Annotated in this window: 22 protein-coding genes; 12 read left to right on the top strand and 10 right to left on the bottom strand. The window is 73.0% G+C overall.

Translation table 11 applies throughout. From position 1 onward, the window contains the following. Positions 1-17: 17 nt before the first annotated feature. The 4 genes from ACFVGY_RS21695 to ACFVGY_RS21710 all read right to left on the bottom strand — a co-directional run bounded on the left by ACFVGY_RS21695 (position 18) and on the right by ACFVGY_RS21710 (position 5,642). Positions 18-1,271, bottom strand: a complete 1,254-nt coding sequence (locus ACFVGY_RS21695) for a radical SAM protein (protein ID WP_385679769.1) — start codon at positions 1,269-1,271, stop codon at positions 18-20. Between the two features lie 132 nt (positions 1,272-1,403). Then, entirely contained in the window at positions 1,404-2,576 is a 1,173-nt protein-coding gene (locus ACFVGY_RS21700; protein ID WP_385679771.1) for an ATP-grasp domain-containing protein, read from the bottom strand. 1,208 nt (positions 2,577-3,784) lie between these two features. Beyond that, positions 3,785-4,405: a hypothetical protein gene (locus ACFVGY_RS21705; protein ID WP_385679773.1), complete on the bottom strand. Its 621-nt coding sequence runs from the start codon at positions 4,403-4,405 to the stop codon at positions 3,785-3,787. 340 nt (positions 4,406-4,745) lie between these two features. Next, the gene (locus ACFVGY_RS21710; RefSeq protein ID WP_385679775.1) at positions 4,746-5,642 is read right to left on the bottom strand and encodes a sigma-70 family RNA polymerase sigma factor; all 897 of its coding nucleotides are present in this window, start codon (positions 5,640-5,642) and stop codon (positions 4,746-4,748) included. A 154-nt stretch (positions 5,643-5,796) separates the two neighbouring features. On the opposite strand from ACFVGY_RS21710, the gene ACFVGY_RS21715 reads away from it, so the two are divergent. Next, positions 5,797-9,072: a BTAD domain-containing putative transcriptional regulator gene (locus tag ACFVGY_RS21715; protein WP_385679776.1), complete on the top strand. Its 3,276-nt coding sequence runs from the start codon at positions 5,797-5,799 to the stop codon at positions 9,070-9,072. On the opposite strand, the gene ACFVGY_RS21720 is transcribed toward ACFVGY_RS21715, so the two are convergent. Beyond that, on the bottom strand, positions 9,056-9,874 hold the full coding sequence (locus ACFVGY_RS21720; RefSeq protein ID WP_385679778.1) for an ABC transporter permease: 819 nt from the start codon (positions 9,872-9,874) through the stop codon (positions 9,056-9,058). The genes ACFVGY_RS21715 and ACFVGY_RS21720 overlap by 17 nt on opposite strands. An 85-nt stretch (positions 9,875-9,959) precedes the next feature. Beyond that, the gene (locus ACFVGY_RS21725) at positions 9,960-10,928 is read right to left on the bottom strand and encodes an ATP-binding cassette domain-containing protein (protein ID WP_385679780.1); all 969 of its coding nucleotides are present in this window, start codon (positions 10,926-10,928) and stop codon (positions 9,960-9,962) included. A 342-nt stretch (positions 10,929-11,270) separates the two neighbouring features. On the opposite strand from ACFVGY_RS21725, the gene ACFVGY_RS21730 reads away from it, so the two are divergent. Further along, complete coding sequence (locus tag ACFVGY_RS21730; protein WP_385679782.1) at positions 11,271-12,638, top strand: aspartate aminotransferase family protein; 1,368 nt, start codon at positions 11,271-11,273, stop codon at positions 12,636-12,638. Positions 12,639-12,924: 286 nt separating this feature from the next. Next, positions 12,925-13,842 (top strand): factor-independent urate hydroxylase, encoded by a 918-nt coding sequence (pucL, locus tag ACFVGY_RS21735; RefSeq protein ID WP_385679784.1) that lies wholly within the window; start codon positions 12,925-12,927, stop codon positions 13,840-13,842. Between the two features lie 11 nt (positions 13,843-13,853). On the opposite strand, the gene ACFVGY_RS21740 is transcribed toward pucL, so the two are convergent. Continuing rightward, positions 13,854-14,348, bottom strand: coding sequence for a histidine phosphatase family protein (locus ACFVGY_RS21740; RefSeq protein WP_385679786.1), 495 nt, complete (start codon positions 14,346-14,348; stop codon positions 13,854-13,856). Positions 14,349-14,534: 186 nt separating this feature from the next. Here ACFVGY_RS21740 and ACFVGY_RS21745 point away from each other — a divergent pair, with 186 nt between their 5' ends. The 5 genes from ACFVGY_RS21745 (at position 14,535) to ACFVGY_RS21765 (ending at position 17,601) form a co-directional block, all read left to right on the top strand. Further along, entirely contained in the window at positions 14,535-14,750 is a 216-nt protein-coding gene (locus ACFVGY_RS21745) for a CbtB-domain containing protein (protein WP_385679788.1), read from the top strand. A 60-nt stretch (positions 14,751-14,810) separates the two neighbouring features. After that, positions 14,811-15,563, top strand: a complete 753-nt coding sequence (locus ACFVGY_RS21750; RefSeq protein WP_385679790.1) for a CbtA family protein — start codon at positions 14,811-14,813, stop codon at positions 15,561-15,563. 20 nt (positions 15,564-15,583) lie between these two features. After that, positions 15,584-15,919: a hypothetical protein gene (locus ACFVGY_RS21755; RefSeq protein ID WP_385679792.1), complete on the top strand. Its 336-nt coding sequence runs from the start codon at positions 15,584-15,586 to the stop codon at positions 15,917-15,919. Positions 15,920-16,217: 298 nt separating this feature from the next. Further along, on the top strand, positions 16,218-16,874 hold the full coding sequence (locus ACFVGY_RS21760; RefSeq protein ID WP_385679794.1) for a hypothetical protein: 657 nt from the start codon (positions 16,218-16,220) through the stop codon (positions 16,872-16,874). A gap of 544 nt (positions 16,875-17,418) precedes the next feature. Then, complete coding sequence (locus ACFVGY_RS21765) at positions 17,419-17,601, top strand: hypothetical protein (protein WP_385679796.1); 183 nt, start codon at positions 17,419-17,421, stop codon at positions 17,599-17,601. 75 nt (positions 17,602-17,676) lie between these two features. Here ACFVGY_RS21765 and ACFVGY_RS21770 read toward each other — a convergent pair whose 3' ends face one another. The 3 genes from ACFVGY_RS21770 to ACFVGY_RS21780 all read right to left on the bottom strand — a co-directional run bounded on the left by ACFVGY_RS21770 (position 17,677) and on the right by ACFVGY_RS21780 (position 19,105). Further along, positions 17,677-18,084 carry a hypothetical protein gene (locus ACFVGY_RS21770; RefSeq protein WP_385679798.1) on the bottom strand — a complete coding sequence of 136 codons (408 nt, stop codon included), beginning with the start codon at positions 18,082-18,084 and terminating at the stop codon, positions 17,677-17,679. A gap of 59 nt (positions 18,085-18,143) precedes the next feature. Next, entirely contained in the window at positions 18,144-18,554 is a 411-nt protein-coding gene (locus ACFVGY_RS21775) for a RidA family protein (protein ID WP_385679800.1), read from the bottom strand. 68 nt (positions 18,555-18,622) lie between these two features. Continuing rightward, complete coding sequence (locus ACFVGY_RS21780) at positions 18,623-19,105, bottom strand: RrF2 family transcriptional regulator (RefSeq protein WP_385679870.1); 483 nt, start codon at positions 19,103-19,105, stop codon at positions 18,623-18,625. A 208-nt stretch (positions 19,106-19,313) separates the two neighbouring features. On the opposite strand from ACFVGY_RS21780, the gene ACFVGY_RS21785 reads away from it, so the two are divergent. From ACFVGY_RS21785 to ACFVGY_RS21800, 4 genes are all read left to right on the top strand, one after another. Then, complete coding sequence (locus tag ACFVGY_RS21785) at positions 19,314-20,141, top strand: hypothetical protein (protein ID WP_385679802.1); 828 nt, start codon at positions 19,314-19,316, stop codon at positions 20,139-20,141. 116 nt (positions 20,142-20,257) lie between these two features. Beyond that, positions 20,258-22,261 (top strand): FUSC family protein, encoded by a 2,004-nt coding sequence (locus ACFVGY_RS21790; RefSeq protein WP_385679804.1) that lies wholly within the window; start codon positions 20,258-20,260, stop codon positions 22,259-22,261. A gap of 90 nt (positions 22,262-22,351) precedes the next feature. Beyond that, positions 22,352-23,083: a hypothetical protein gene (locus tag ACFVGY_RS21795; RefSeq protein ID WP_385679806.1), complete on the top strand. Its 732-nt coding sequence runs from the start codon at positions 22,352-22,354 to the stop codon at positions 23,081-23,083. A 13-nt stretch (positions 23,084-23,096) separates the two neighbouring features. Next, a complete protein-coding gene (locus ACFVGY_RS21800; RefSeq protein ID WP_385679808.1) occupies positions 23,097-24,347 on the top strand; it encodes a sensor histidine kinase in 1,251 nt (416 codons plus the stop codon). Positions 24,348-24,413: the final 66 nt, after the last annotated feature.

Here is a 24,413-nt window from a genome sequence, read left to right on the forward strand (position 1 = left end):
GGTCTTCCTCTCGGGGGTCAGGACTGCGAGTCGACGAGGAGCGGCAGCCGGCGCCGCTGGGGGACGCGGGAGATCAGACCGAGCTCCTCGGACAGTTCGGTGGCGAAGCAACCGTCCTTGTACGTGCCGGAGAGCCGCTTGGCGGTGAACGCCTCGATCTCGTCGTGGTCGAACTCGATGTCGTACGCGGTGCTCTCGCCCGCCTCGTCGGTGGTGACCGTGCGGACCAGGATCCCCAGGTGCGGCTCGAAGGTGTTGACGCAGCCGACGACGTCGCCGATCTTCTCGCGGCGGCCTCCGGGGCCGTCGGAGAGGACCTCCTCCTGCGCGGGGATGGCGGCGAACAGCTGGCGGCCGGCCCGGCACCAGCCGACGTGGCCGGGGAAGCCCATGGCCTTGATGCCGAAGGTGCCGAAGTCCTCGCTGACGCCGAGCTGGAAGCCGAGCGGGATCGTCTCGTGGACCCACTTGAAGTCGCGGTACGCCTGCTCGATCTCCTCGCGGGAGAGGCGCAGTTCGGGGTGGCGGCCGCCGTGGTCGGTGAAGTTGTTGAACCGGACGGTGGCCACGCTCAGCTTGTTGAAGTAGTGAGCGTAGCGCTCCAGGGAGGTGCGGCCGTGGTTGTGGCGGCCGATGGTGACGCCGATGTTGACGCGGAAGGCGTCCTCGGGGTCGACGCCCTTGTTGTACTCGGCTATGCGGCGCAGCACCTCCTCGGTGTCCGCGCCGGAGAAGACGCCCTTGATGGGGTACGTCTTGTGGTCGATGACGTTGAGGTCCTCGTCGATCACGCCGTGGTAGGTGATGGAGATGGTGCCGTAGCCGTTCTTGACGGCCAGGTCGAGGAGCTCGGTCCAGTTGTCGGCGAGCAGCGGGCGGCCGCTGGTCCAGGCGTCGCCCTTCTCCATCGTCTCGGTGGGCTTGTGGTCGGACTCCTGCCGGAACTCGCGGTTGTTGGCGGGCCCGTAGATCCGCATGAACTCGCCGTCGTAGGCGAAGCTGTCCACGTAGCGGGGGTAGACGTGGTAGCCGTGCGACTGGAGGCCCTCCAGGATGCGGGGGCCTTCCTCCATGGCGAAGGACTTGTCGTAGACCTTCTCGTAGTTGACGAACCAGCAGTGGGTGCACTTCTGGCCGCAGGTGTTCTTTCCGACCTTGGTGTCGAGGTCGAGGTAGATGTGGATGTCCTCCGGCTTGATGTCCTTGAAGGGCATCGAGAACGGGGCATCACCATGGAAATCGTAGGAAATGGGAGCGTTCTGGACAGACATGTATCCCCCTGCGGTGACGTGTTCCACGAAGAAGTGATGGACGTGCGGGGCCCGCGGGTGTGCGGGGCCTGCGGGTGCTGCGGGTGTGCGGGAGTGCGGGAGTGCGAAGCGGCGGTCCGAGCGGTGTTCTCGTCAGAGGTTCGGATCGGGAGCGGTGGTGATCACCGGGTGGCCGATCAGTTCCGCGACGGCCGCCGCACAGGCCTCGGTGTCCGCTGCGGTCAGGACGGCCATGCCGAGCCGGTCCGAGGAGGAGCGCAGGGAGCGGACCCGGTCTCCCGGGAGGACGGAGAGGTCCCAGGCGTGGACGCGCCCGTGGGTGAGGGCGGGGGGCGGCGCGACGGCCGTCACCCACCCGGGCGGGGCGGTGAGGAAGACGGTGGCGGCCGCGGCCGCCGTGGCGGGGCCCCGGCCGATCCCCGCGCCGACCGCCCAGCCGAGGGCGGCGCGGCGCCATTGGACCCCGGTGGTGAGGCGGACCAGGTCCGCGATGCCGTCGCCGCCGAGCCGGGTGTGGGTCTCGATCACGACGACCTTGTCGCCGTCGACCTTGACCTCGGTGTGGCTGGGGCCGTCGGTGATGCCGACGGCGTCGAGCAGTTCGCCGACGGCCCGGGCGACCAGCTCCTGCCTGCGCGAGTCCAGGGAGGGCGGCGGCATCATGTGGCTGACCTCGACGAACCCGTGGGTGGTGCCCTTCTCGGCGATGCCGAAGACGGTGTGCCGGCCAGCCACCGAGAGCGCCTCGACGCTGAACTCGGCGCCCTCGGCGAACTGTTCGAGCAGCGTGGCGGCCGTGCGGCGGTCCGCGGGGAGTTCCTCGATGCCCTCCACCAGGGCGATGGAGGTGCTGCCGACCCCGTCAACCGGTTTGGCCACCGCCCGACCGTGGGCGGCGAACAGGCGCGCCACCGCCTCCGGGTCGTCGCCCGCCGCGAAGGCCGGGTTCAGGTGCGGGGCCTCGCGCTCCAGGATCCGCCGCATCTCCAGCTTGTCGCGGGTGGCCCGTACAGCGGCCGGATCGACGCCGACGACGCCGAGCCTACGAGCGGCCAGCGCGGCCGGCTCCAGACCGAGTTCGGTGAGGGAGACGACGGCAGTGGGCGCCAGCGGCCGCAGGACCTCGTCGGTGAAGGCGAGGAAGGCGGGCAGGTCCAGGAAGTCGGCGGTGAGGACCCGGTCGCCGGGGTCGAGGGCGGGCGCGCCGGGCAGCTGAACGTGGACCAGCTCGACGGGCAGAGCCGCCGCCTCCCGGGCCACGGTCGGGTTGGCGCCGACGATCACGAGGGTCGTTGCGCCGTCCACACTCCTCGACTGGTCCTGCCGCGATCCATCTGCCGCCCCCACTGCGCCCACTTCTCCCCCGTACCCCTCGCCGACCATTCGTTCGATCGGCGCGGTGAGTAAACATCGCAAGCCTGATCAGCAACTGTCAACGGTTTCCCACACAGCCGGAATTCGACCTTCCGATTAGCTCCGACTTCCGCTCGACCCGTGCAACCGGGCCCTCCCCGGGAGCCAGGAGGCCCATCGCGCCCGGCCACCCCGGGCGCGATGGCGCGCATCGTTTCGGCCAACTTTCCGGCCACTGCGACACACCTCGTTCACAAAACGGGTGCATTTCTTACCGTCCGGTAGCCATTTTTCGGCCAATGCAGTGGCTCGGGGGGCCGTCCGGCCGAAACTCGGCGGAGTGGGGTTCGTTTCGGGGGGTGTCGACCAGTACCGGCAGGTCGCGGTCCTGATGGCCGGGACGGCGTGGAGGCCCCGCGCCGGCGGCGGGCCCCGACCCTTCAACGTGCGCGACGGCGAGGCGCGAGGCGATACCGGGATGAAGTCGACGAACGCCTCGATGGTGTGGCGGGTTCACATCCAAAGGCCACCGGAATCACCACCCCTTCCACAGGGCCGCGAGCACCACCACATCTCCTCGACCGGAAATCATTTTCTGCGATGATCTCTGAGGTGAGATCTCGAAAGGCGACGGCTTTCGCCTCCGCCACACGGACTGGATTACCACCCCCCTCCTGCGCGCACGGCACGGAAATTCCACGGGAATGGAACCCCCGCACCCGGTTGCCCCCGCACAGGCAGGAACACCATCGAAAGGACCGTCCAAAACCGGCTTTGTAGCACCCGCTCCGCAACGACGGCCCGGGGCGGTCTGCGGTGACGTCAGGCGGAGCGGTCGGCCATGGTGTGGTCCCGCCACCAGGCGCGGCCGGATTCCGGGAGGCGATCTGTGGGGTCGTCATGCTGGTCCCGTGGGCGATCCCCAATTCCTCGTCGTACGCGTCGTACTGGTCGACCCGACGCTCGCCGACCCTGGGAACGTCACACACGATCCGGGGTGCGGCAAAGCCGGTTCAGACTCGCCGATGAGCCTTTCGGTGTCGACCACATCAGGAACCCCTCGAGGTCCTGCCGGTCGGAGGCGGCCATCTGACGGTCCACCGTGTGGACCTCTGTCGCGGCGGTCGCTCGGCACACCATGGATTCCGCCCTGATCAGGATCAGACCCGTTGGCTCGGGTCGATGAGGCGCAGCAGTGCGCCGGGGTCGTCGGCGGACACGTAGACGGCGGAGGCCTGCACCACTCCCGCCTCGCCCAAGTCGACAGCGGTCGGCGGGTCGAGATGGATGCGAACGCCCACCATGCTCCCGTTCGAGCAGGCGACCGCACCGGCCTCACCCGGAACGGGACGCAGTCCGCGGCCCTCGATCGTCTGCATGGTCCGCGTGGCGGACCGCACCGACGTGCGAGGCACGGCCACCTCCCCCGAGAACCCCGTCCGCAGGACGACCGAGGACGAGGAGACCACGTGCGGGTGCCGCACCATGGCGGCCACCGCGCCGAAGGCGGTGAGCACCGGCAGCACCTCGAACGCAACGTGGAACGGCCGCAGTACGGGAGGAATCATGGCGGAGACGAAGAAGGCCAGGATGATCTCCATCCCGGCCAGGATCACGAGCAGCTGCCTCACCTCGGAGGAATGGGCCACCAACTGGTTCCCGCCCCTGGCCTCCTCCAGCGGTCGCCGTCGGATCCATCCGGCCAGTGATCGGGCCAGGATCCGCACGATCCGGCTCCCGGACGGCCGTAACGGCACCCGCTCCTCGGACAGACCCGACATGTTCATCCCCTTCCTCACGATCGGCCTCCCAGGTGTTCGTCATGTGCCCCGCCGCCCCCCGTCAGCCCTGAGCCGGGCAGAGGTCGAGTCGGCGACGCCCTCCGCCGGAGAGTTGCTCGACCCGGACGTCCCTGCGCTTGCCGAGACCGATCACTGTCCATTGGAATCGAGCCTGTCGCCGTGTTCGGGCAGAACACAGTGAGGTTTGTCCTCAATGTCGGCGCCGTCACCCATGACAAAGGGTCCTGAGGGCACGGCCCACACGACTACCGATCTGAGGGCGCCGCCCTCTGCGCCCGGCGGTCCGGCTGACCGTCCGTCGGCAGCCGGACCGCCGCCGTCAGTCGGGCAGGGTGCCGGCGGTGAGGACGGCCAGGCGGTTCGGGTCCGTGAGGATGTCCAGGGCGACGATCCGGCCGCCGCGGACCGTGAAGGCCATGAGGGACAGCGGGCTGCCGTCCGACGACCGGGAGAGCACCCCGGGGAAGCCGTTGATCAGGACCGGCTGCGCCACCTGCGCGAACCGGGCGAACGTCATCGCCTGCGAGGCCACATCCCGGGCGCCGCGGCAGAGCAGGTTCGGGCGCAGCGTGCCCCCGTCGGAGCGGGCCACGACGTCCGGGTCGAGGAGGTCGAGCAGCGCGCCGAGATCGCCGCCGCGGGAGGCGGCGAGGAACGCGTCGACGATCTCCCGGGTGCGCTCCCGGTCGGTGTCCTGGTCCGGGGCGGAGCCGTGGACGCGGCGCCGGGCCCGGCTGGCGAGCTGCCGCGTACTCGCGGCCGTACGCCCGAGGACCGGGGCGATCTCGTCGAACGGCACGGCGAACAGGTCGTGCAGGACGAACGCCAGTCGCTCGGCGGGGGAGAGGGTCTCCAGGACGACCAGCAGGGCGATGCCGACGGAGTCGGCCACGAGGACCTCGTTCTCGGGATCGCCGCCGGCGAGTGCGGTGACGACCGGGTCGGGGAGACGGACCCGACCGTCCTCGCCGTGCAGGGGCTCCTCGCGCCGCGTCGTGCGCGAGCGCAGCATGTCCAGGCAGATGCGGCCGACGACGGTGGTCAGCCAGCCGCCGAGGTTGTCGACGGCGGTGGTGTCGGACCGGCTCAGTCTGAGCCAGGCCTCCTGTACGGCGTCCTCGCTCTCGCCGATCGACCCCAGCATCCGGTAGGCCACGGCCCGCAGATGGGAGCGGTGCTCCTCGAAACTCCGGGCGAGGACTTCCATTTCGCTCACGGTCACATCCTCACGTCGACGTCCGCGGCGGCCGGCCGTCCGAGACCGCCAAGGGGACGGTAGTCGCCCAACACGACTTTCCCGCCGGTGATTTCGCAAGTCGGGTGAGGGGATCCGGGCCCGGCGCGGGGCCGCGGACAGGAAAATGGCGATCATGCGGATCGCGATACTGGGGCCCCTGGAGGTCCTGACCGGGCAGGAGGGCGACGACGCCAGGAGCGTCGGGGTCGGGGGCGCCCGGCTGCGCACGCTGCTGGTGCTGCTCGCCCTGGAACCGGGCCGGGTGGTCGCCGGGGACCTGCTGATCGACGGGATCTGGGGCGAGGACCCGCCGATGGGGGCCGCGAACGCGCTGCAAGCGCTGGTGTCGCGGCTGCGGCGGGCCCTGCCGGGAATGGAGATCGAGTCGCATCCCGCCGGGTACCGGCTCGCGGTCGAGCCCGAGTCCGTCGACCTCGTCCGCTTCGAGCGGCTGGCCGCGGCCGGGCGATCGGCGCTGGTCCAGGGCGACGCGGCCGCCGCCGCCCGGACCCTGCACGAGGCACTGGAGCTGTGGCGCGGGCCGGCCCTGCTGGACGTGGCCGGCTCCGACTTCTTCCGGGCGCCGGTGGCCCGGCTGTCGGCGCTGCGGACGGCCGCGCTGGAGGACCGGATCGAGGCCGACCTGCGGCTCGGGCTCGGCCAGGAGCTGACCGGCGAGCTGGCCGCACTCGTCGCCGCCGACCCGCTGCGGGAGCGCCTGGTCGGGGCGCTGATGCGGGCACTCGTCGCGGCCGGCCGGCCCGCCGAGGCGCTCACCGTCTACGGGCGGGCCCGCGCGGCCCTCGCCGAGGAGCTGGGCGTCGACCCGTCTCCGGAACTGGCCGCGCTGCACACCGCCGTACTGCGCGGCGAGGTGAGGGTGCCCGCGCCCGCCGCCCCGGCACCGCCCGCCGCCCCGGCACCGCCCGCCGCCCCTCCGGAGCCATCGGCGCATCCGGAGCCGGCCGCCTCCGCGACCGGGGCCGGGAGTGCGGTGCCGACCAACCTGCGGGCCCCGCTCGCCGCGTTCGTCGGCCGGGACGACGATGTGGCCCGGGTCGGCGAGCTGATCGCGGGCCACCGGCTGACCACCCTCACCGGGCCCGGCGGCGCCGGCAAGACCCGGCTGTCGGTACAGGCGGCCCGCCCGCTGCTCGACCGGTTCCCCGACGGGGTCTGGCAGGTGGAGCTGGGGCCGCTGGGCGCGGAGAGCGCGGAGGACGACGTACCGCTGGCGGTCCTGGCCGCGCTCGGCCTGCGCGAGCAGACCTCGGCGGCCGGCGGGCCGCTGGACCGGCTCGTGGCCGCGCTGCGGCCCCGTACCGCCCTGCTGCTCCTGGACAACTGCGAGCACCTGATCGACGCGGCGGCCGTCCTGGCCGACCGGCTCCTCGGCGCCTGCCCGAACCTGCGGATCCTGGCCACCAGCCGGGAGCCGCTCGGCCTGACCGGCGAGGCCCTGTGGCCGGTCGGTCCGCTCGCACTGCCCCCGCAGGACGCCGGGCCCGCGGAGGCGATGGCGTACGAGGCGGTCCGGCTGCTCGGCGAGCGGGCAGCCGCCGCCCGGCCCGGTTTCGCGGTGGACGGGGAGACGGTGGCGGCGGTGACCCGGATCTGCCGGGCGCTGGACGGAATGCCGCTGGCGATCGAGCTGGCGGCGGCGCGGCTGCGCACCATGAGCGCCGAGCAGCTGGCGGCCGGCCTGGACGATCGGTTCCGGCTGCTGACCGGCGGCGCCCGGACGGCCCCGCGGCAGCACCGCACCCTGCGGGCGGTCGTGGACTGGAGCTGGGGGCTGCTGGCGGAGGAGGAACAGGCGCTGCTGCGCCGGCTGGCCGCGTTCCCGGGCGGGGCGACGGTGGAGGCGGCCGAGCGGGTGTGTGCGGGCGGCCCCGTGGCGGGGGCCGGTGTGTTCGACCTGCTGGCCTCCCTGACCGACAAGTCGCTGCTGGTCACGGCGGGCGACGGACGCTACCGCATGCTGGAGACCATCCGGGCGTACGGGCTGGAGCGGCTGGCCGACGCGGGCGAGCGGGAGGACGTCCGCCGGGCGCACGCCGCGTACTTCACCGAGCTGGCGCGGACCGCGGACCCGCACCTGCGGCGGGCAGGGCAGCTGGAGTGGCTCGCGCGGCTCGCCGCCGAGCACGACAACCTGAAGGCGGCCCTGCGCGGAGCGGTGGCCGCCGAGGACGCGCCGGCGGCCGTGGGCATGGTGGCGGCCGCCGGCTGGTACTGGTGGCTCAGCGGCCACAAGGCGGAGGGGGCGCAGCTGGCCGCGGCAGCGCTGGCCCTGTCCGGCCCGGCTGGGGAGGGGGAACGGGTCGTCGCGTACGCGTTCTCCGTGCTGTACGCGACGGCCGGGGTGGGCGACGAGCTCCGGTTCACCGATCTGCTGACCGAGGCGCTGCGACTGGCTGAGGGGACGGTCGCCCGGCATCCGGTGGTCCGCTACCTCGGGCCGATCGACCGGATGATGCGCAGTGCTGCGAACGGCGAGCCGGCGCCGCTGGACTGCTGGGACGAGCTGCTCCGGGACGACGATCCGTGGGTACGGGCGCAGGGCCGGCTGGAGGGCGCCCGCACGCTGCTCGGCGCCGGCGGCCCGCCCGAGCAGGCGGAGCGGGACATCGAGGAGGCGTTGGCCGGGTTCCGGGCGCTCGGCGAGCGGTGGGGCGGGTCCTTCGCGCTGATCGTGCTGGCGGATCTGGTGGCCCGGCGCGGCGACTTCGGGGCGGCGCTCGCCCACTACCGGGAGGCGGTCGCGGTGCTCCGCGAGATGGGGACGGTGGAGGAGCGGCTACACGCCCTGGTGCAGCAGGCGTTGGTGGCCTGGCTGGCGGGCGACGCGGCGGGCAGCGAGACGGCGATGGCGCAGGCGGAGCGTGACGCGGAGGCCGGGGGCCTGCCGGAGTCGCTGGCCGCGACCACCCTCGGCAGGGCCGAACTGGCACGCCGGAACGGGGACTTCGCTGCGGCGCGGGCGCAGCTCGCCCGGACCGAGGCGGCGATCGCCGAGGTGCCCGTCCACCCGGTGTTCCAGGCGATGGCCCTCGACACGCGCGGCCATGTGGACGCGGAGGCGGGAGATCTGGCGGCGGCCCGTGCGCACCGGGCGCAGGGCCTGGAGCTGGCCACCGGGTCCGGACACGCGCCGACCGTCGCCCGGCTGCTGGTCGGTGTGGCCGACCAGGCCGTGCGGGAGGACCGGCCGCAGGAGGCGGCCCGGCTGCTGGCGGCGGCGGTGGCGGTGCGGGGCGGGCCGGACCACGGGTGGCCGGACGAGGCGCGGGTGGCGGACGCAGCGCGCGCCGCGCTCGGCGAGGGGTTCACCGAGGCGGCGCGATGCGGTGCCGGGCTTCCGGAGGAGGCGGTGCGGGAGCTTGCCGCGGTCATCCTCGGCGGTTGAACAGCCTCACGGCCCAGAAGTAGCCGGCCACGGTCAGGGCGAGGCACCAGGCGACGGCGATGACGCCGTCGTTGCCGATCGGGGTGCCCATGAGCAGGCCGCGGACGGTCTCGATGACCGGGGTGAAGGGCTGGTACTCGGCGAAGAGGCGGACGGCGGCGGGCATGGAGTCGGTGGGGACGAACGCGCTGCCGATGAAGGGGAGGAAGGCCAGCGGCAGGACGATGTTGCTGGCGCCCTCCGGGGTGTCGCTGAGGGTGCCGAGGGCGACGGCGACCCAGGTCACGGCGAAAGTGAGCAGGGTGATCAGGCCGGCGGCGGCGAGCCACTCGGTGAGGCCGGCGGAGGGCCGGAATCCCATCAGCGCGGAGATGCCGAGGACCAGTCCGACGCTGATCAGGGTCTGCAGGACGCTGCTGATCACGCGGCCGACGAGGATCGAGGCGCGGGAGATGGCCATGGTGCGAAAGCGGGCGACGATGCCCTCGGTCAGGTCGGTGCAGACGGACACCGCGGTCGCGGTGGAGGCAGCGGTCACGGTCATGAGGAGGATGCCGGGAACCAGGTAGTTGATGTACGCGGCGCCGGTGCCGATGCCGGCGGCGAGGGGCCGGCCGAGGACGTACACGAACAGCAGCAGGAAGATCAGCGGAATGCCGATGGTGCCGAGGGTGAGGCCGGGGTAGCGCAGGGCGTGCGTGAGGTTGCGCCGCAGCATCGTCGACGCGTCGCGCAGGGCGTGGGAGCGCACGGACGGGGCGGGCGGGGCGGCGCGGTGGGCGGCGGGGGCGGAGGTGCTCATCGTACGGACTCCACAGCGGTCGGGGCGGATGCGGAAGGGCGGGGCGGGCGCGGGCGGGCGCTGTTTCACGTGAAACGGTGGGTCGTTAGCGCGCCGGGGCGGGCGCGGCAGGCTGCCCGCTCGGCCGGCCGGTGAGGGCGAGGAAGACGTCGTCGAGGTCGGGCGTGTTCACGGTCAGGGCGCTGACCTCGATGGACTGGGCGTCGAGCCGGTCCAGCAGGGCCCGCAGGGACGGCACGCCGCCGTCGCTGGGGATCTGCAGGGTGAGCGCTTCGTCGTCGCGGGAGGCTTCGGCGAAGGCGCGGGCGGCGTGGTCGAGGGAGGCGTGATCGGTGAAGCGGAGGCTGATGTTGCCGCCGGGGACGAGCCGCTTCAGCTCGTGGGCGGTGCCCTGGGCGACGAGCCGGCCGCCGTCCAGGACGGCGATGCGGTCGGCGAGCTGGTCGGCCTCCTCCAGGTACTGGGTGGTCAGGAAGATGGCGACGCCGCCGGCCACGAGCTCGCGGATGATCTCCCACATGGCCCGCCGGCTGCGCGGGTCGAGGCCGGTGGTCGGCTCGTCGAGGAAGATCACCTCGGGGCCGCCCATGAGGGTCATGGCCAGGTCGAGGCGGCGCAGCGTGCCGCCGGAGAAGGTGGCCGCGATCTTGCGCGCCTTGTCCGTGAGGTCGAAGGCCTCCAGCAGCTCGGCGGTGCGGCGGCGCCCCTCCGCCTTGCCGAGGTGGCGCAGGTCCGCCATCAGGTGCAGGTTCTCCTCGGCGGTGAGGAGTTTGTCCACCGCGGAGAACTGGCCGGTGACGCCGATGGCGGCCCGGACGGCGTCGGGGTGGGTGGCCAGGTCGTGCCCGGCGATCCGCACCCGGCCGGAGTCCGCCCCGATCAGGGTGGACAGGATCTGCACGGTGGTGGTCTTCCCCGCGCCGTTCGGGCCGAGGAGGGAGAAGATCGTCCCGGCCGGAACGTGCAGGTCGATGCCGGCGAGGACCGTCTTGTCCCCGTAGGACTTGCGCAGCCCGGCGGCCTCGATGGCCGGACGGCTGGAGGTGGAGGTCATGGCGTTCGCTCGTTTCGTCGTCTCGTCGTCTCGTCGTCTCGTCGTCGCGTGGTCGCGTGGTCGCGTCGTCTTGTCGTCGCGTCCTGGTGACGTCGTCACGATGTCCGGGCGGGCTGACGGCCCCGTGAGAAACCGCTGACAGACCGCTGACAGGCCCCCTGACAGCCCCTGACCGGCCTCCGGAGAGCCGCGCCGGGCATGCGCGCGGCCGGCGCAGGGCCGGCGACCGGCTGGCGCAGGGCCGGCGAGCGGTTGGCGAGCGGACAGCGCCCGGGCCCGACGTCGGACTTCCGTAGAATGGAAGACAGGTTCCGTCATGCGACAGATAAGGATCCGCACGCCATGCACCCCATCGACGCAGAAACCGCCGCCGAAGCCCGCGCCGTCGTCAAGGAAGCCGACCGCAAGCACGTCTTCCACTCCTGGTCCGCGCAGGAGCTCATCGACCCGCTCGCCGTGGCCGGCGCCGAGGGCTCGTACTTCTGGGACTACGAGGGCAACCGCTACCTCGACTTCTCCAGCGCCCTCGTCTACACCAACATCGGCTACCAGCACCCCAAGGTCGTCGCGGCCATCCAGGAGCAGGCCGGCCGCCTGTGCACCCTCGCCCCCGGTTTCGCCGTCGACGTCCGCTCCGAGGCGGCCCGCCTCATCGCCGAGCGCACCCCCGGCGACCTGGACAAGGTGTTCTTCACCAACGGCGGTGCCGAGGCCGTCGAGAACGCCGTGCGGATGGCCCGCCTGCACACCGGCCGCCACAAGGTGCTCTCCGCGTACCGCTCGTACCACGGCGCCACGTCCACCGCGATCAACCTCACCGGCGACCCGCGACGATTCGGCAACGACAGTGCGACCGCGGGCGTCGTGCACTTCTGGGGACCGTTCGCCTACCGCTCGCCGTTCTGGTCCGCCTCCGAGGGCGAGGAGTGCGAACGCGCCCTGCGCCACCTGGAGGACACCATCGCCTTCGAGGGGCCGGCCTCCATCGCCGCGGTCGTCCTGGAGACCGTCGGGGGCGCGCCAGGCGTCCTCGTCCACCCGGAGGGCTATCTGGCGGGCGTGCGCGAGCTCTGCGACCGCCACGGCATCGTCTTCGTCCTCGACGAGGTGATGGTGGGCTTCGGGCGCACGGGCACGTGGTTCGCCGCCGAGCACTGGGGCGTCACCCCGGACCTGCTCTGCTTCGCCAAGGGCGTGAACAGCGGCTACGTCCCCCTCGGCGGCGTCGCGATCTCGGGGGCCATCGCCGAGACCTTCGCCCGGCGCCCGTACCCGGGCGGGCTGACGTACTCCGGGCACGTCCTGGCCTGCGCCGCGGCCGTCGCGACGATCAACGTGATGGAGGAGGAGGACATCGTCGGGCAGTCCGCCCGCACCGGCGCGGAACTGCTCGGTCCGGGCCTGCGCGCCCTCGCCGAGCGGCACCCGTCGGTCGGGGAGGTCCGCGGCCTGGGCACCTTCTGGGCCCTTGAGCTCGTACGGGACCGGGACACCCGCGAGCCCCTCGTCCCGTACAACGCCGCCGGCTCCGACAACGCGCCGATGGCCGAGTTCGCGGCGGCCTGCCGGAAGGGCGGATTGTGGCCGCTGACCGCCGGGAACCGCATCCACCTCGCGCCGCCCTGCAACATCGCCCCGCTGGACGTGGCCAGGGGCCTGGAGATCCTCGACGCGGCCCTGTCGCTCGCGGACGCGCACACGGCCGCCTGAGCGCTCACGCCCGCCCGGGGACCCGCCGGCCCGCCCCGGCCGCTGTGCGGTCGCCCAAGCCCGGAGCGCCCGGATTCGGATGATCCGTACGGGGGAGTTCCGGGCCCGGGCGTGGTGCAATCCGATCAGCGGTACGGACCGGGATGCACGTCAGTCCCGGGGCGGTCCCACGGGACCGGACGGCGGGGAGCGGAACGTCCAGGGTGTGCGGGCGGGCGCTGGACGCCGGGCGTACGGACTCCAGACCACCGGACTCCGTGTTCCCGAGGACCCGAAGGAAGGCACCATGAGCAAGCACGTCCTGGCCCAGAACCAGTACGGCAAGGCCGAGAACCGCATCGTCAAGGTCACCCGCAAGGGCAGCGACGGCTCCTGGCACGAGATCCGCGACCTCAACGTCTCGGTGGCGCTGCGCGGCGAGTTCCGTGACGTCCACCTCACCGGCGACAACGCCAACTGCCTGCCGACCGACACCACCAAGAACACGGTGTACGCCTTCGGCAAGGAGCACGGCATCGAGTCGCCGGAGGCCTTCGGCATCCTGCTCGCCAAGCACTTCGTCTCCTCGCAGACGCCGATCCGCGAGGCGCAGATCCGGATCGAGGAGTTCGCGTGGGAGCGCATCCCGGTCCCGACGCGCAAGGAGCAGCACTCCTTCGTCCGCAAGGGCCAGGAGGTGCGCACCGCGCAGATCACGTACGGCGAGTCCTCGGGCCTGCAGGTCATCTCGGGCCTGAAGGAGCTGACCGTGATGAACTCGACGAACTCCGAGTTCCACGGTTACATCAAGGACCAGTACACGACGTTGCAGGAGGCGTACGACCGCATCCTGGCGACCAAGGTCACCGCCCGTTGGGCGCACTCGGCGCTCGCCGCCGACGACCCCGGGCACGACTGGGACCGGTCGTACAAGAAGGTCCGCAAGCACCTGCTGGAGGCCTTTGCGGAGACCTACTCGTACTCGCTGCAGCAGACCCTGAACCAGATGGCCGAGCGGGTGCTCGACAACTGCCCGCGGGTCAACGAGGTACGGCTGAACCTGCCGAACAAGCACCACTTCCTCGTGGACCTGGAGCCCTTCGGCCTCAAGAACGACAACGAGGTCTACTTCGCGGCGGACCGGATGTACGGCCTGATCGAGGGCACCGTCCACCGTGACGGGGTCCGGCCGGTGATCGCGACGAGCGACTGGATCGTGGCGTAACGCCCGTTCCGTCAGCGGTCGCCGTCGGCGTCGTCGGCCCGGTCTGTGTCGTCGGCCCGGTCGATCCGGCCGAGGAGGAGGTTCCAGCGGCCGGCCCGACCGGTGAGCGTGGTGACGGTGTCGGGCCGTACGTCGAGCCGCCAGAAGGCCGGGAGCGGCAGTTCCAGGGCGTGCACCACGGCCGCCCGGACGACGGCCTGCTCGACCACGGGGCGGTGCGTGCCCGCGGGCAGGTCGGCCAGTGCGGCGCCGACCCGGGCGACCAGTCCGGCGACGGACTCCCCACCGCCGGGCGGTGCGTACGCGGGGTCGGTGAGCCAGCGCCGGATGCTCTCGGGGTCCTCGGCGGCGACCTCGTCGAGGGTGCGGCCCGCCCACTGCCCGGTGTCCTGGCCGCGCAGGCCCTCGTGACCGGGGCAGGGTTCGCCGTGGCCGAAACGCCCCTGCCGCGCGGATACGTCGAACGGCCGGGTAACGAACTGAACTCGTACTACGCCGCTCTTCATAAAGGGAGCATAAGCGCGGTACGGTCTCGGACGACAACCGAACATGACGACGGTCCGACGGAAGCCCGGTGAGATCCCGGCACGGTCGCGCCACTGTGAACCCTCCCGCAGGGGAGGGAAGTCAGACCCGCGGCGTCGTTGCGAGCACCACTGACCGGGACGCGTGTTCCCCCTGGAGGTACTGACATGGCCGACTCCGCCGTGCCCACGACGGCCCCTGCCGCCGTCGCCCCGATTTCCCTCTCCGCGCTCGCCCCCTGGGCCCTCTTCGTCGGCGTCCTGATGCTCGCCCTGCTCTACCTCGTCGGTGTCGAGCAGGGCGCCACCGCGCTCTTCGAGGGCGACACCATCCACGAGTGGATGCACGACGGCCGCCACCTGCTCGGCTTCCCCTGCCACTGATCAACCGGTCAACCGTCAACTGGCCATCTGGTCACCTGGTCAACTGATCAAGGGAAGTCCATGAACCACATCTCCCCCCGCATCCTGCTGGTCCGCGGCATGCTGGCCGGCCTGCTCGCCGGCGTGGCCGCCTTCCTCGTCGCCTACCTCATCGGCGAGTCCCGGGTCGACGCTGCCATCGCCCTGGAAGAGGCGGCCGCAGGCGGACACGACCACGCCGAGGAGGCTCCGGTCAGCCGAGCCCTCCAGGCCACGGCCGGCCTCGGCACCGGCACCCTCCTGTACGGCGTCGCGCTCGGCGGCATCGCCGCCCTCGTGTTCTGCTACGCCCTGGGCCGGATCGGCCGCTTCGGTCCGAAGGCCACGGCGGCGCTGGTGGCCGGTGGCCTGTTCGTCACCGTCGTCCTGGTCCCCTTCCTCAAGTACCCCTCCAACCCGCCGGCCGTCGGCGACCCCGACACCGCCACGCGCAGGACGGTGCTGTTCCTGTTGATGATCGCGCTGAGCATGCTGCTCGGTGCGGGGGCGCTGATCCTGGGCCGCCGCCTGGCACCCCGGCTCGGCAACTGGAACGCCTCGGTCGTCGCCTCCCTGGCGTTCGTCGCGGCCGTCGTGGTCTCGTACGTGTTCCTGCCCGCCGTCGACGAGGTCCCGGCGGACTTCCCCGGCACGCTGCTGTGGCAGTTCCGCCTCGCGACCCTGGCCATCCAGGCCGCGATGTGGACGACTTTCGGCCTGGCCTTCGGTTTTCTTGCCGAACGGGCACTTGTCCCCGCCGCCGCCCCCAAGGAGGCTGTTGCGCCGGCGAGTTGATGATGAGGGGCCGGTGATCCATGCAGACGCGGACGCAGGCACGCACGCAGGCACGGACGCAGCCACGCACACGGACGCAGGCGCGGACGCAGCCACCGGCGCAGGTGCGGGCGCGATCGGCGATCCGCCGGTGGCGGGGCTGGACGGGAGCGGTCCCGTTCTGGCTCAACTCCGCCGCCCTGCTGCTGGCCCCCTTCACCACCGTCACCCTGCTCGCCCAGGTCGCCGTCATCGCGACCCTGGCCGCCCTCGGCGGCCTGGTCCGCCAGCTCTGGCACGGCGACCACGGCCACCCGGTCGTCCACCTCGCCGCCGCCCTCATGGGGGTGGCGGCGGTGGCGTTCGTGGTGTCCTGACGCGCCCGGTACGGCCCTCGTGACGTCGCGGCGGATGCTCGGGGTGGTCCTGGGCGACCCGGGCGGGTCCTCCTTCCGCCACGCCCGCTAGTCCGTTCGGGCGTACGTGTCCCGGCTTGCGGGAACGTCCCGCGCACCCGCCGCCAACTGGGACAACGCAGCTCCTCCGGGGCTGTCACGGCTATGACGGGGCGTCAATCCTCGGCGTTGCCACCGGTGCCGGGAGGCAGGGAGAGAGTCCACTGCTCTCAGGAGAACCGGCCGCCGAAGCCGGTGCATCGGACCGGGAGGACAATCCATGCCCCGCGGCAAGTGGGTGGTCGGCGTGCTGACGGCGGTTCTGCTGGGCACCGGAATAGGGCTGCTGCGCAGCACCGAGGGGGCGCGGCCGGCGGCGGCCGGCTCCGCCGACGCGCTGCCCTCGCGGGCGTTGGGGCTGTCCGGGCACCGGCGGCTCGTCGAGCAGCTGGACCAGGCCCGCCGGCCGCGTACCTCGGACAAGGGGTCCCGGCCCGCCCGGGCCGTCGCCATCACCCCGCTGCGCCCCGCGCGGCCACTGCGGCTCCAGATCCCCAGCCTGGGGGTGGACCTGCTGCTGGCCCCCGGCGGACCCGGCCTCGGCGACGGCACGGCAGCCGGGACGGGAACGGGGGCAGGGGTGCCGGTGCGGGCGGACGCGTCGACGGAGGCCCTCTGGGACACCGGCAGTGCGGTGCCCGGCGCGGCCGGGACGGCCGTGGTCACGACGCCCGACGTCCGCCTCGCCGAGCTGCGGCGCGGCCTGACCGTCGAGATCCCGCGCGCCGACCGCCGTACCGCCGTCTTCACCGTGGACCTGGTCTCGCCCGCCGGGGTGACCGGGCGGGGGCAGCGGCCCGGGCGGGCACAACTGCGGCTGGTCAGCGGTGAGACCACCGTGCTGGCCCGGCTCACCGGTCAGCGGCGCACCCGCTGAGCCCTCACCCGGCCGGGCGAGGTGACGCCGAGGGGAGTCACTTCGTCCCCCGGTCGGACGCTTCTGCGGCCGGGATGGGGAGGTGCCCGGTCTGGCGGGGCACACCCCTGCCATGACCGGGACACGGCATGCACGATCGACAGTGGCCAGGGCCCTTGCGGCAGCCTGTGTCGCACTGCTGTGCCTGTTGGCGTCCGGTCCAGCCGCCGTGTCGGCGGCCGGCGGGGCGCATGCGGTCCGGCAGCTCCCCTCCGGAACGCCGAGCGAGCCGGGTACCCCGGCCGAGCGCGAGTCGGACCCCGCGTCGGATGCCGAGGTACGGGCCACCGTCCGGCCGGCCACGCGCGGGCTGCCCGGTGCGCGGGAGCTGCCGCAGCCGGTGTTTCACGTGAAACCGCCCGCGGGGGCGGTGCGCACCGCCCCGTACGGGGTGGCCGAACCGGTGTTGCCCGTGCGGGCGGTGCGGGGTGTGGTGTTGCGTTGCTGAGCGGGCCGAGCAGCAGCGTGCAACCCCCCACACCCCCGAACACCGTGAGGTTCCGGCATGCCCATCGACCCGTACGCCGCCCTGAACGCCATGATCCGAGCCGAGGTCACCCGCTTCACACCCCCACCGAGGACGAAGCCGGAGCAGGCGCAGCCGCAGGCCCCCGAGCCCGAGGAGACTGCCGCCCGCGGGACCGCTGTCGGCGGGTCCCCCGTTCCGGCCGCCACCTCCGAGGACTGACGCCCACGGGGGCCGGTACGACGCCGGCCCCCGCCCCCAGGAAGGGGTACGGGGACCGGCATCGTCCCTGGCCCGTCAGGTCTCGTGCGTGTAATAGCGGTAGAACGCCACCACTCCGACCCCGACGCCCGTGATGAAGCCGACCCAGCTGGACCGCAAGATGGAGTCGCCCGTGAGGCTGTACAGGTAGCCCACGGCAATGCCGCCGAAAGACCCGTACGCCGCCGCCCGCGCCTCCCGCATCATGCGGGGGCCGACCCGGGCGAGGGTGAACATGACCGCGGCGAAGAGTGCGCCGCACAGGATCCCGTAGAAGACGTTGCCGGCGTCGACCGGGCCCATCTGCCGCTTCATGAAGGCCGCGTAGATGCCGTAGACGAGTCCGAGCAGCAGGGCCCGGCTCAGTGCACCCCTGTCCAGGTGGTGCGCCTGCGCCGTCGGCCCGCGGGGCCGCCGGTGGGCGACGGGTGCCGCATGTGCCATGACAGGGCTCCTCTCTCCCCCATCCAGAGCACACCCGGCACCCCCGCCCGGCAAGTGGATCAGCTGCCGGGGCGGGCGGTGCGTACGGCCACGGCGTCGACCTCGAAGAGCATCCCGGGCAGGGCCAGCGAAGCGACCCCGATCAGGGTCTGGGCGGGCAGCTCGACCCCCCAGGTGGCGTGCAGGTGCTGGGTGAGCACCTCCAGCTTGGCCAGGTCGTGCTCGACGATGTAGGTGCCGATCCGGACGACGTCGGCGGGGCCGAGGCCGACGGCCGCGAGGGCGGTCCGCAGGTTGGCGAAGGCCCGCTCGACCTGGGCTTCGAAGTCCTCGGAGACGACCTGCCCGTTGTCGTCCGAGCCGTACTGGCCGGCTATGAAGACCTGCTCGCCGGGGGCGGAGACGATGTGGCTGTAGCCGAAGTCGACGGGGTTGTGCAGGCCTGCCGGATTGGTGATGATGCGCGTCATTGCCAAGCTCCTGGGTCGGTCGATGGCGTTACGTCGGTCCGTGCGATCGGTTCGGTCAGCTGGTGTCGTCAGGTGGTGGTGGGGCCGGCGAACCAGGTGCGCAACCGCACCGGCGCCTGTGGGGTCTGCCGCTCGGCCGCGCGCCGGATGTCGTCGAGGTTCTGCGATGCCAGGGCCTTGCGCCAGGCCAGTTCAGCGCGGCCCATGGCGTGCGCGATGGCGCACTCCGGGCCGTTGTCGACGGCGGGGCCGCCGCCCGGGCCCTGGTGGCGGATCTCGGCGCACCGGAAGGCCTCGGCAGCGCCCTCGACGGCGACGACCACGTCCATGAGCGAGATCTCGGCCAGCGGGCGGGCGAGCCGGAAGCCGCCCCGCGGGCCCGGCGTGGAGGTCAGGATGCCCGCCCGGGACAACGCCTGGAGCTGCTTGTTCAGGTAGGCGGCCGGCAGGTCGTGCCAGGCGGCCAGACGTGCCGCCGGGACGGCCCGCTCCGGGCCGATCCAGGCCAGGTTGACGCAGCTGTGCAGCGCCCACTCGACGCCCTCGCTCATCCTCATAACCTGGACATTAAATATCCATGATTCTTTTGGCAAGGGGATCCGCCGCGGCACGCAGGGCGCACCGGGAACCTCGCTCTCGGCTCCAAGGCGTCGGCACACCGACCCCGTTTCACCGGCAGCGGCACCGGCACCGGCGTGGCGCCACCCGCCCGCAGCACCCCCGCTCGCGCCCGCCACAGCCGCGGATTTCCCTGGTGACGTGCGCACCTTCCTGGCGGCGGTACTCATCACGCTCATGGCGCTGCTCGTGCCCGCGAGCGCCGTCGCGTACTGGGCCGACCGCGAACTGGGCGACGCCGACCGCTACACCGCCGCGATGTCCCCGCTGGCCGGGAACCCGGCGGTACAGCAGGTCGTCGTCACCCAGGTGACCCGCGCCCTGTCCGGGCAGATCGACGCCGGCCCGTTCCAGGGCGGCGTCGAGTCCCTCCTCGGCGAGGCCATGCGCTCCTTCACCGGTACCTCCGCGTACCAGAGCGCCTGGGACGCGGCCAACCGCGCCGCGCACGCCGCCTTCCTCCAGGCGCTCACCACCGGCGACGGCAACGCCGTCACCATCGACCTCGCCCCGGTCATCGAGCAGGTGCGGGCGGAACTCATCGCCGGTGAGGTGCCGTTCGCCGACCGCATCCCGGTGACCCACGTGGCGGTGACGGTCATGGAGTACGACAACCTGGGCGCGCTCCGGAAGGGCTTCCGCATGCTGCAGATCGCCGGTGTCTGGCTGCCCGTGCTGACCGTGCTGCTGGCCGTGGCGGCCGTCGCCGTCGCCGTGAACCGCCGCCGGGCCGTAGCGGCCACCGGCCTGGGACTGGCCTTCGGGGCCGTCCTGCTGGGGATCGCGGTGTCCGTCTGCCGCCGGCTCACCCTCGACGACCTGCCCGCCGACATCGACCGGGCGGCGGCCGGCGCCGTGTACGACGCACTCACCGCGTTCCTGCGCACCACCGCCTGGGTGGTCCTGGGGATCGGACTGGCCGTCGCACTCGCCGCCTGGCTGGCCGGCCGGCGCCGCCGGACCCCATAAGCTCGGAAGGTACCAAGCACGCAGAACGACGCAGAGAACCCGCAACGGCACAGAGATCCCGCAACCGCACAGAAGAACCGAAAACCCTACGAGCGAGCGGCGGCACGGAAGCACCCATGGGCACCGAACGCACCGAAGACATACCCTCACGCCGAGCCCGGCCGCACCCGCTGGCCCCGCCCGCCTGGCTGCTCTCGGGCCTGCGGCCGGACAGCGCGCCCGTCCCGTGGGCCGCCGTGGTCCGTGCGGGCATCGCCCTCTCCGTCCCGCTCGCGGTCGGCTTCGCCCTCGACGAGCCGGAGTACGGGGCGCTCGTCTCGATGGGCGCCCTCTCGGGGGTCATCGGCGACACCGCCGACGCCTACCGGATGCGGATCCTCAACATCGCCGTACCGCAGCTGTTCGGCGCGGTCGGCGTCGCACTCGGCACCCTCGTCTTCGGGCGGGGCTGGCTCGCGGTCGGCGTCCTCACCCTGATCGCCCTGGCCTCCGGGATGATCTCCTCGATCGGCACGGTCGCTTCCGTCTCCGGACTGCTGCTCCTGCTCAACGCGGTGGTCGGGGCCGGACTGCCGCTGCCGCAGCCCTGGTGGACGGCCCCGCTCCTGCTCGCCACCGGCGGCCTGTTCGTGCTGGCCCTGACCCTGCTGGGCTGGCCGCTGCGGGGGCGACAGCCCGAGCGCACCGCCGTCGCCGCCACCTATCTGGCCCTCGCCGACGCACTGGACGCCGCCGGCGGACCCGACTACGACGACCGCCGCCGGCAGGTCACCCAGACCCTCAACCAGGCCTACGACCTGATCCTGGGCCGACGCGCCCGCGTCCACGGGCGCAGCCCCTCACTGGTCCGGCTGCTGGCCCAACTGAACGTGGTGATCCCACTCGTCGAGGCGGCGCCCGCCGTGCACCTGCGCGGCCGCCCGCTACCCCCGGGCATCGCGGCGGCCGTCCGCGACCTCGGCCGGGCCGTGGAGGAGGGCCGCACCGAGCCGCCCGAACTGGACCTGCCCGCGCCGCACACCCCCGCCGAACGGGCCCTGGACGCGGCCCTGAGGCACGCCACGGCCGTCGTGCACCTGCCCGAGCCGACCCTGCGCAGCGTCGACGACGACCGGCTGGGCCGCCCCACCGCCCTGCACGTCCGGGCCCGACAGGCGGCGCGGGACATGATGTTGTCCGAGGCGTCCTGGCGGTACGGGCTGCGGCTCGCCCTGTGCATCGGGCTGGCCCAGTCGCTGGTCTCACTGGTGCCCGTCGAGCGCTCCTACTGGGTGGCCCTGACCGTCACCTTCGTCCTCAAGCCCGACTTCGGGTCGGTGTTCTCCCGGGCCGTGCTGCGCGCCCTGGGCACCGTGGGCGGACTCGCCGTCGCGGCCGCCGTGCTCGCCGAGGTGCCGCGCGGCTGGTGGGACGTCCCGGTCATGGCCGTCCTCGCCGCCCTGATCCCCGCGTTCTCCGCGAAGGGGTACGCCTTCCAGACCGCCGCGATCACCCCGGTGATCCTGCTGCTGTCGGACCTCCTCAACCACCAGGGCTTCGACCTCATCCGGCCCCGGCTGCTGGACAGCCTGATCGGCTGTGCGATCACCCTGGTCTTCGGCTACCTGCTGTGGCCGGAGAGCTGGCACACGCGGATCGGGGACCGGCTCGCCGACACCGTCGACGACGCCGCCCGCTACGTGGAACGGGCCTTCGGCGGCCCGCCGCCCGACACTGCGGCCGGGCTGCGGGCCGCGCGGACCGTGCGGCTCCAGGCCCGCCGGCGCCTCTACCGCGACCTGTCGTCCGTACGCAGCGAGTTCCAGCGGGCGCTGACCGAGCCACCGCCGACCGGAACGCGGGCCGCGGCGTGGTGGCCGCTGGTCGTCGCCGTCGAGCGGATCGTCGACGCGACCACCGCCGCCCGGGTCCGCGTCAACCACGGGGCCCCCGAGCCCCGGCCCGCCGAGGTGACGGCACTGACCTCCGACCTGCACGCCCTCGCCGACGGAGTGCGCACCACCCGGACACCCGACCGGCTGCGGCCCCCCTCCGAGCAGCCCGGCGACGCGGCGTCCGTCCTGGAGCCGGTCCGCCAGGAGGTCGCCTGCGCGCGCGGCATCGCCTCGTCCGAACCCTGACCGCGCCCCAGGGGGCCGGAGGGCCAGGAGGGATCCCCCGAACGGGCCGTCCGCCCGGCTGTCGGGGCCCGGCCGGGAGAGCATCGGGGCATGAGGTCCCTCTTCCCGCGCCGCCGGCACCGCCGCGCCGTGGCCGCCCCGGCCCTCGCCGCCGCCCTCGCGACCGCGGCCGGGTGCGCCGATGTGCAAGGGCTGCGCGACGACGGCGACCTGGGGACCGTGCACGCCCCACAGTCCTTGTGGAAGGAGATCCGTCCCTCCCCGCCCGGCCCCGGCGAGCAGCCCGGTGCGGCGGCGGTGGTCCCCGGGCTGCCCAAGGCCACGGGCCGCACCATGCGCGACGTGGACGCACTGGCCGTCGTACGGGCCGACATCACCGCCGCCGCCCGGCAGGACGGGGGCACGGGACGCCTCGTCGACCCCCGGGCGGTGCGGCGGCTCGCACGCTGCACACAGGCTGTGGACGGCGGTCCCGACTGCCCGGTGCGCCCGCCCGTGCTGCACGACGTGACGGGCGACGGGCGCGACGAACTGATCACCGCCGTCGACATCGACGGTCGGATCAGCGAACTGCGCGTCTACACCGTCCGGGACGACGGCTCGGTCACCCGGATCCTGTCGCGGCGCGGGGTCCTGGAGGGCGTGGAGGTCGCCGCCGAGCACCTGGCGCTGCGCGAGCCGACCTCGAACCCGAAGCAGGTGTCCGTCTCGGACTACGTGTGGAACCCCGAGACGGGGGCCATGGACCTGTCCGAGCTGACCCTCGACGACTGCCCCACGCTGAAGGCCGGCTCCACCCCGTGCGCGGCGATCCGGGGCTGAGGGGCGGCCCACCATGCGGGTGACGAGCAGTCTGCGCTGGAAGATCGCTCTGACCACGACGGCCGTGTGCTGCGCCGTCGCCGCCGTGCTCGGGATCCTCGTGCACAACGTGGTCGCCCGGCAGGTCGTCGGCGAGGTCCGCAAGGACGCCGACCGGGACCTGGACCACGCCCTGACCGAGTACCAGTACGGCACCTCCCACGGCCACCTGAACGTCGCCCTCGACCCACCCGACCTGCCCGGACCGCTGCGGGGGCTCGTCGCCCGCGGGCGGACCGGCAGCATGGTCGGCGCGCACGCCGGCCGGCCCGTCATGTGGGCCGCCGGCCCCGCCGACGGCAAGCCCCTCGCCGTGTGGGTCCCGTACGAGAGCACGCGCAGCCGACTGCGGGACCTCGACGCCGCGATCCTGGCCTCCGCCGCGATCGCCGCCGGGGTGGTGGCACTGGCCGGCCTGTTCCTCGCCAACCGGATCAGCAGCCGGCTGACGACCACCGCCGCGGTCGCCCGCCGGATCAGCGCCGGCGACCTCGACGCCCGGGTCGACATCCCCGACGCCGCGGGTGAGGGCGCGCACCGCGACGAGGTACAGGACGTGGCCCAGGCCCTGAACACCATGGCCAAGTCGCTTCAGGAGCGACTGGAGGCGGAGAAGCGGTTCACCGCGGATGTCGCGCACGACCTGCGGACCCCGCTGACCGGCTCGCTCGCCGCGGCCGCGCTGCTGCCCGAGGGCCGCCCCAAGGAGATGATCAACGACCGGCTGGCGGCCCTGCACCGGCTCACGGAGGACCTGCTGGAGATCTCCCGCCTGGACTCCGGCGTCGAGCACGCAGATCTGGCCCGGGTGGAACTCGGCCGGGCGGTGCGGCGGGCGGCCGCCGCGACCCGGCTGGAGGTGTCGGTACGGGTGGTCCGCGACATGGAGGTGCTCACCGACCGGCGGCGCCTCGACCGGATCCTGGCGAACCTGCTGGTCAACGCCGACCGGCACGGCGCCCCGCCGATCGAGGTGACGGTCGAGGGGCCGGTGGTGACCGTACGGGACCACGGGCCCGGCTACCCGGACCGGCTGATCGAACAGGGCCCGCAGCGCTTCCGCACCGGAGACCCCGGCCGCGGCCGGGGCCACGGGCTGGGCCTGACCATCGTCGCCGGCCAAGCAGCGGTCCTGGAGATCACCCTGGACTTCGCCAACGCGCCGGACGGGGGCGCGGTGACCACGCTCCGGCTCCCCGTCGGGCGTCTGGTGGACGGAAGTTGACGCAGGGGAGCGGGGGGGGGGGGGGGGGGGTAAAAAACCCCCCCCCAACACGAAAAAAAAAAAACA

Source organism: Streptomyces sp. NPDC127106, assembly GCF_042677605.1.
In the GTDB taxonomy this organism is placed as follows: Bacteria; Actinomycetota; Actinomycetes; order Streptomycetales; family Streptomycetaceae; genus Streptomyces.

Bases quoted from the DNA above. Each gene is read 5' to 3' on its own strand.
- ACFVGY_RS21695 (WP_385679769.1), bottom strand. From the start codon at position 1,271: ATGTCTGTCCAGAACGCTCCCATTTCCTACGATTTCCATGGTGATGCC.
- ACFVGY_RS21705 (WP_385679773.1), bottom strand. From the start codon at position 4,405: ATGTCGGGTCTGTCCGAGGAGCGGGTGCCGTTACGGCCGTCCGGGAGC.
- ACFVGY_RS21715 (WP_385679776.1), top strand. From the start codon at position 5,797: ATGCGGATCGCGATACTGGGGCCCCTGGAGGTCCTGACCGGGCAGGAG.
- ACFVGY_RS21720 (WP_385679778.1), bottom strand. From the start codon at position 9,874: ATGAGCACCTCCGCCCCCGCCGCCCACCGCGCCGCCCCGCCCGCCCCG.
- ACFVGY_RS21725 (WP_385679780.1), bottom strand. From the start codon at position 10,928: ATGACCTCCACCTCCAGCCGTCCGGCCATCGAGGCCGCCGGGCTGCGC.
- ACFVGY_RS21730 (WP_385679782.1), top strand. From the start codon at position 11,271: ATGCACCCCATCGACGCAGAAACCGCCGCCGAAGCCCGCGCCGTCGTC.
- pucL (WP_385679784.1), top strand. From the start codon at position 12,925: ATGAGCAAGCACGTCCTGGCCCAGAACCAGTACGGCAAGGCCGAGAAC.
- ACFVGY_RS21740 (WP_385679786.1), bottom strand. From the start codon at position 14,348: ATGAAGAGCGGCGTAGTACGAGTTCAGTTCGTTACCCGGCCGTTCGAC.
- ACFVGY_RS21745 (WP_385679788.1), top strand. From the start codon at position 14,535: ATGGCCGACTCCGCCGTGCCCACGACGGCCCCTGCCGCCGTCGCCCCG.
- ACFVGY_RS21750 (WP_385679790.1), top strand. From the start codon at position 14,811: ATGAACCACATCTCCCCCCGCATCCTGCTGGTCCGCGGCATGCTGGCC.
- ACFVGY_RS21755 (WP_385679792.1), top strand. From the start codon at position 15,584: ATGCAGACGCGGACGCAGGCACGCACGCAGGCACGGACGCAGCCACGC.
- ACFVGY_RS21760 (WP_385679794.1), top strand. From the start codon at position 16,218: ATGCCCCGCGGCAAGTGGGTGGTCGGCGTGCTGACGGCGGTTCTGCTG.
- ACFVGY_RS21765 (WP_385679796.1), top strand. From the start codon at position 17,419: ATGCCCATCGACCCGTACGCCGCCCTGAACGCCATGATCCGAGCCGAG.
- ACFVGY_RS21770 (WP_385679798.1), bottom strand. From the start codon at position 18,084: ATGGCACATGCGGCACCCGTCGCCCACCGGCGGCCCCGCGGGCCGACG.
- ACFVGY_RS21775 (WP_385679800.1), bottom strand. From the start codon at position 18,554: ATGACGCGCATCATCACCAATCCGGCAGGCCTGCACAACCCCGTCGAC.
- ACFVGY_RS21780 (WP_385679870.1), bottom strand. From the start codon at position 19,105: ATGAGCGAGGGCGTCGAGTGGGCGCTGCACAGCTGCGTCAACCTGGCC.
- ACFVGY_RS21790 (WP_385679804.1), top strand. From the start codon at position 20,258: ATGGGCACCGAACGCACCGAAGACATACCCTCACGCCGAGCCCGGCCG.
- ACFVGY_RS21795 (WP_385679806.1), top strand. From the start codon at position 22,352: ATGAGGTCCCTCTTCCCGCGCCGCCGGCACCGCCGCGCCGTGGCCGCC.
- ACFVGY_RS21800 (WP_385679808.1), top strand. From the start codon at position 23,097: ATGCGGGTGACGAGCAGTCTGCGCTGGAAGATCGCTCTGACCACGACG.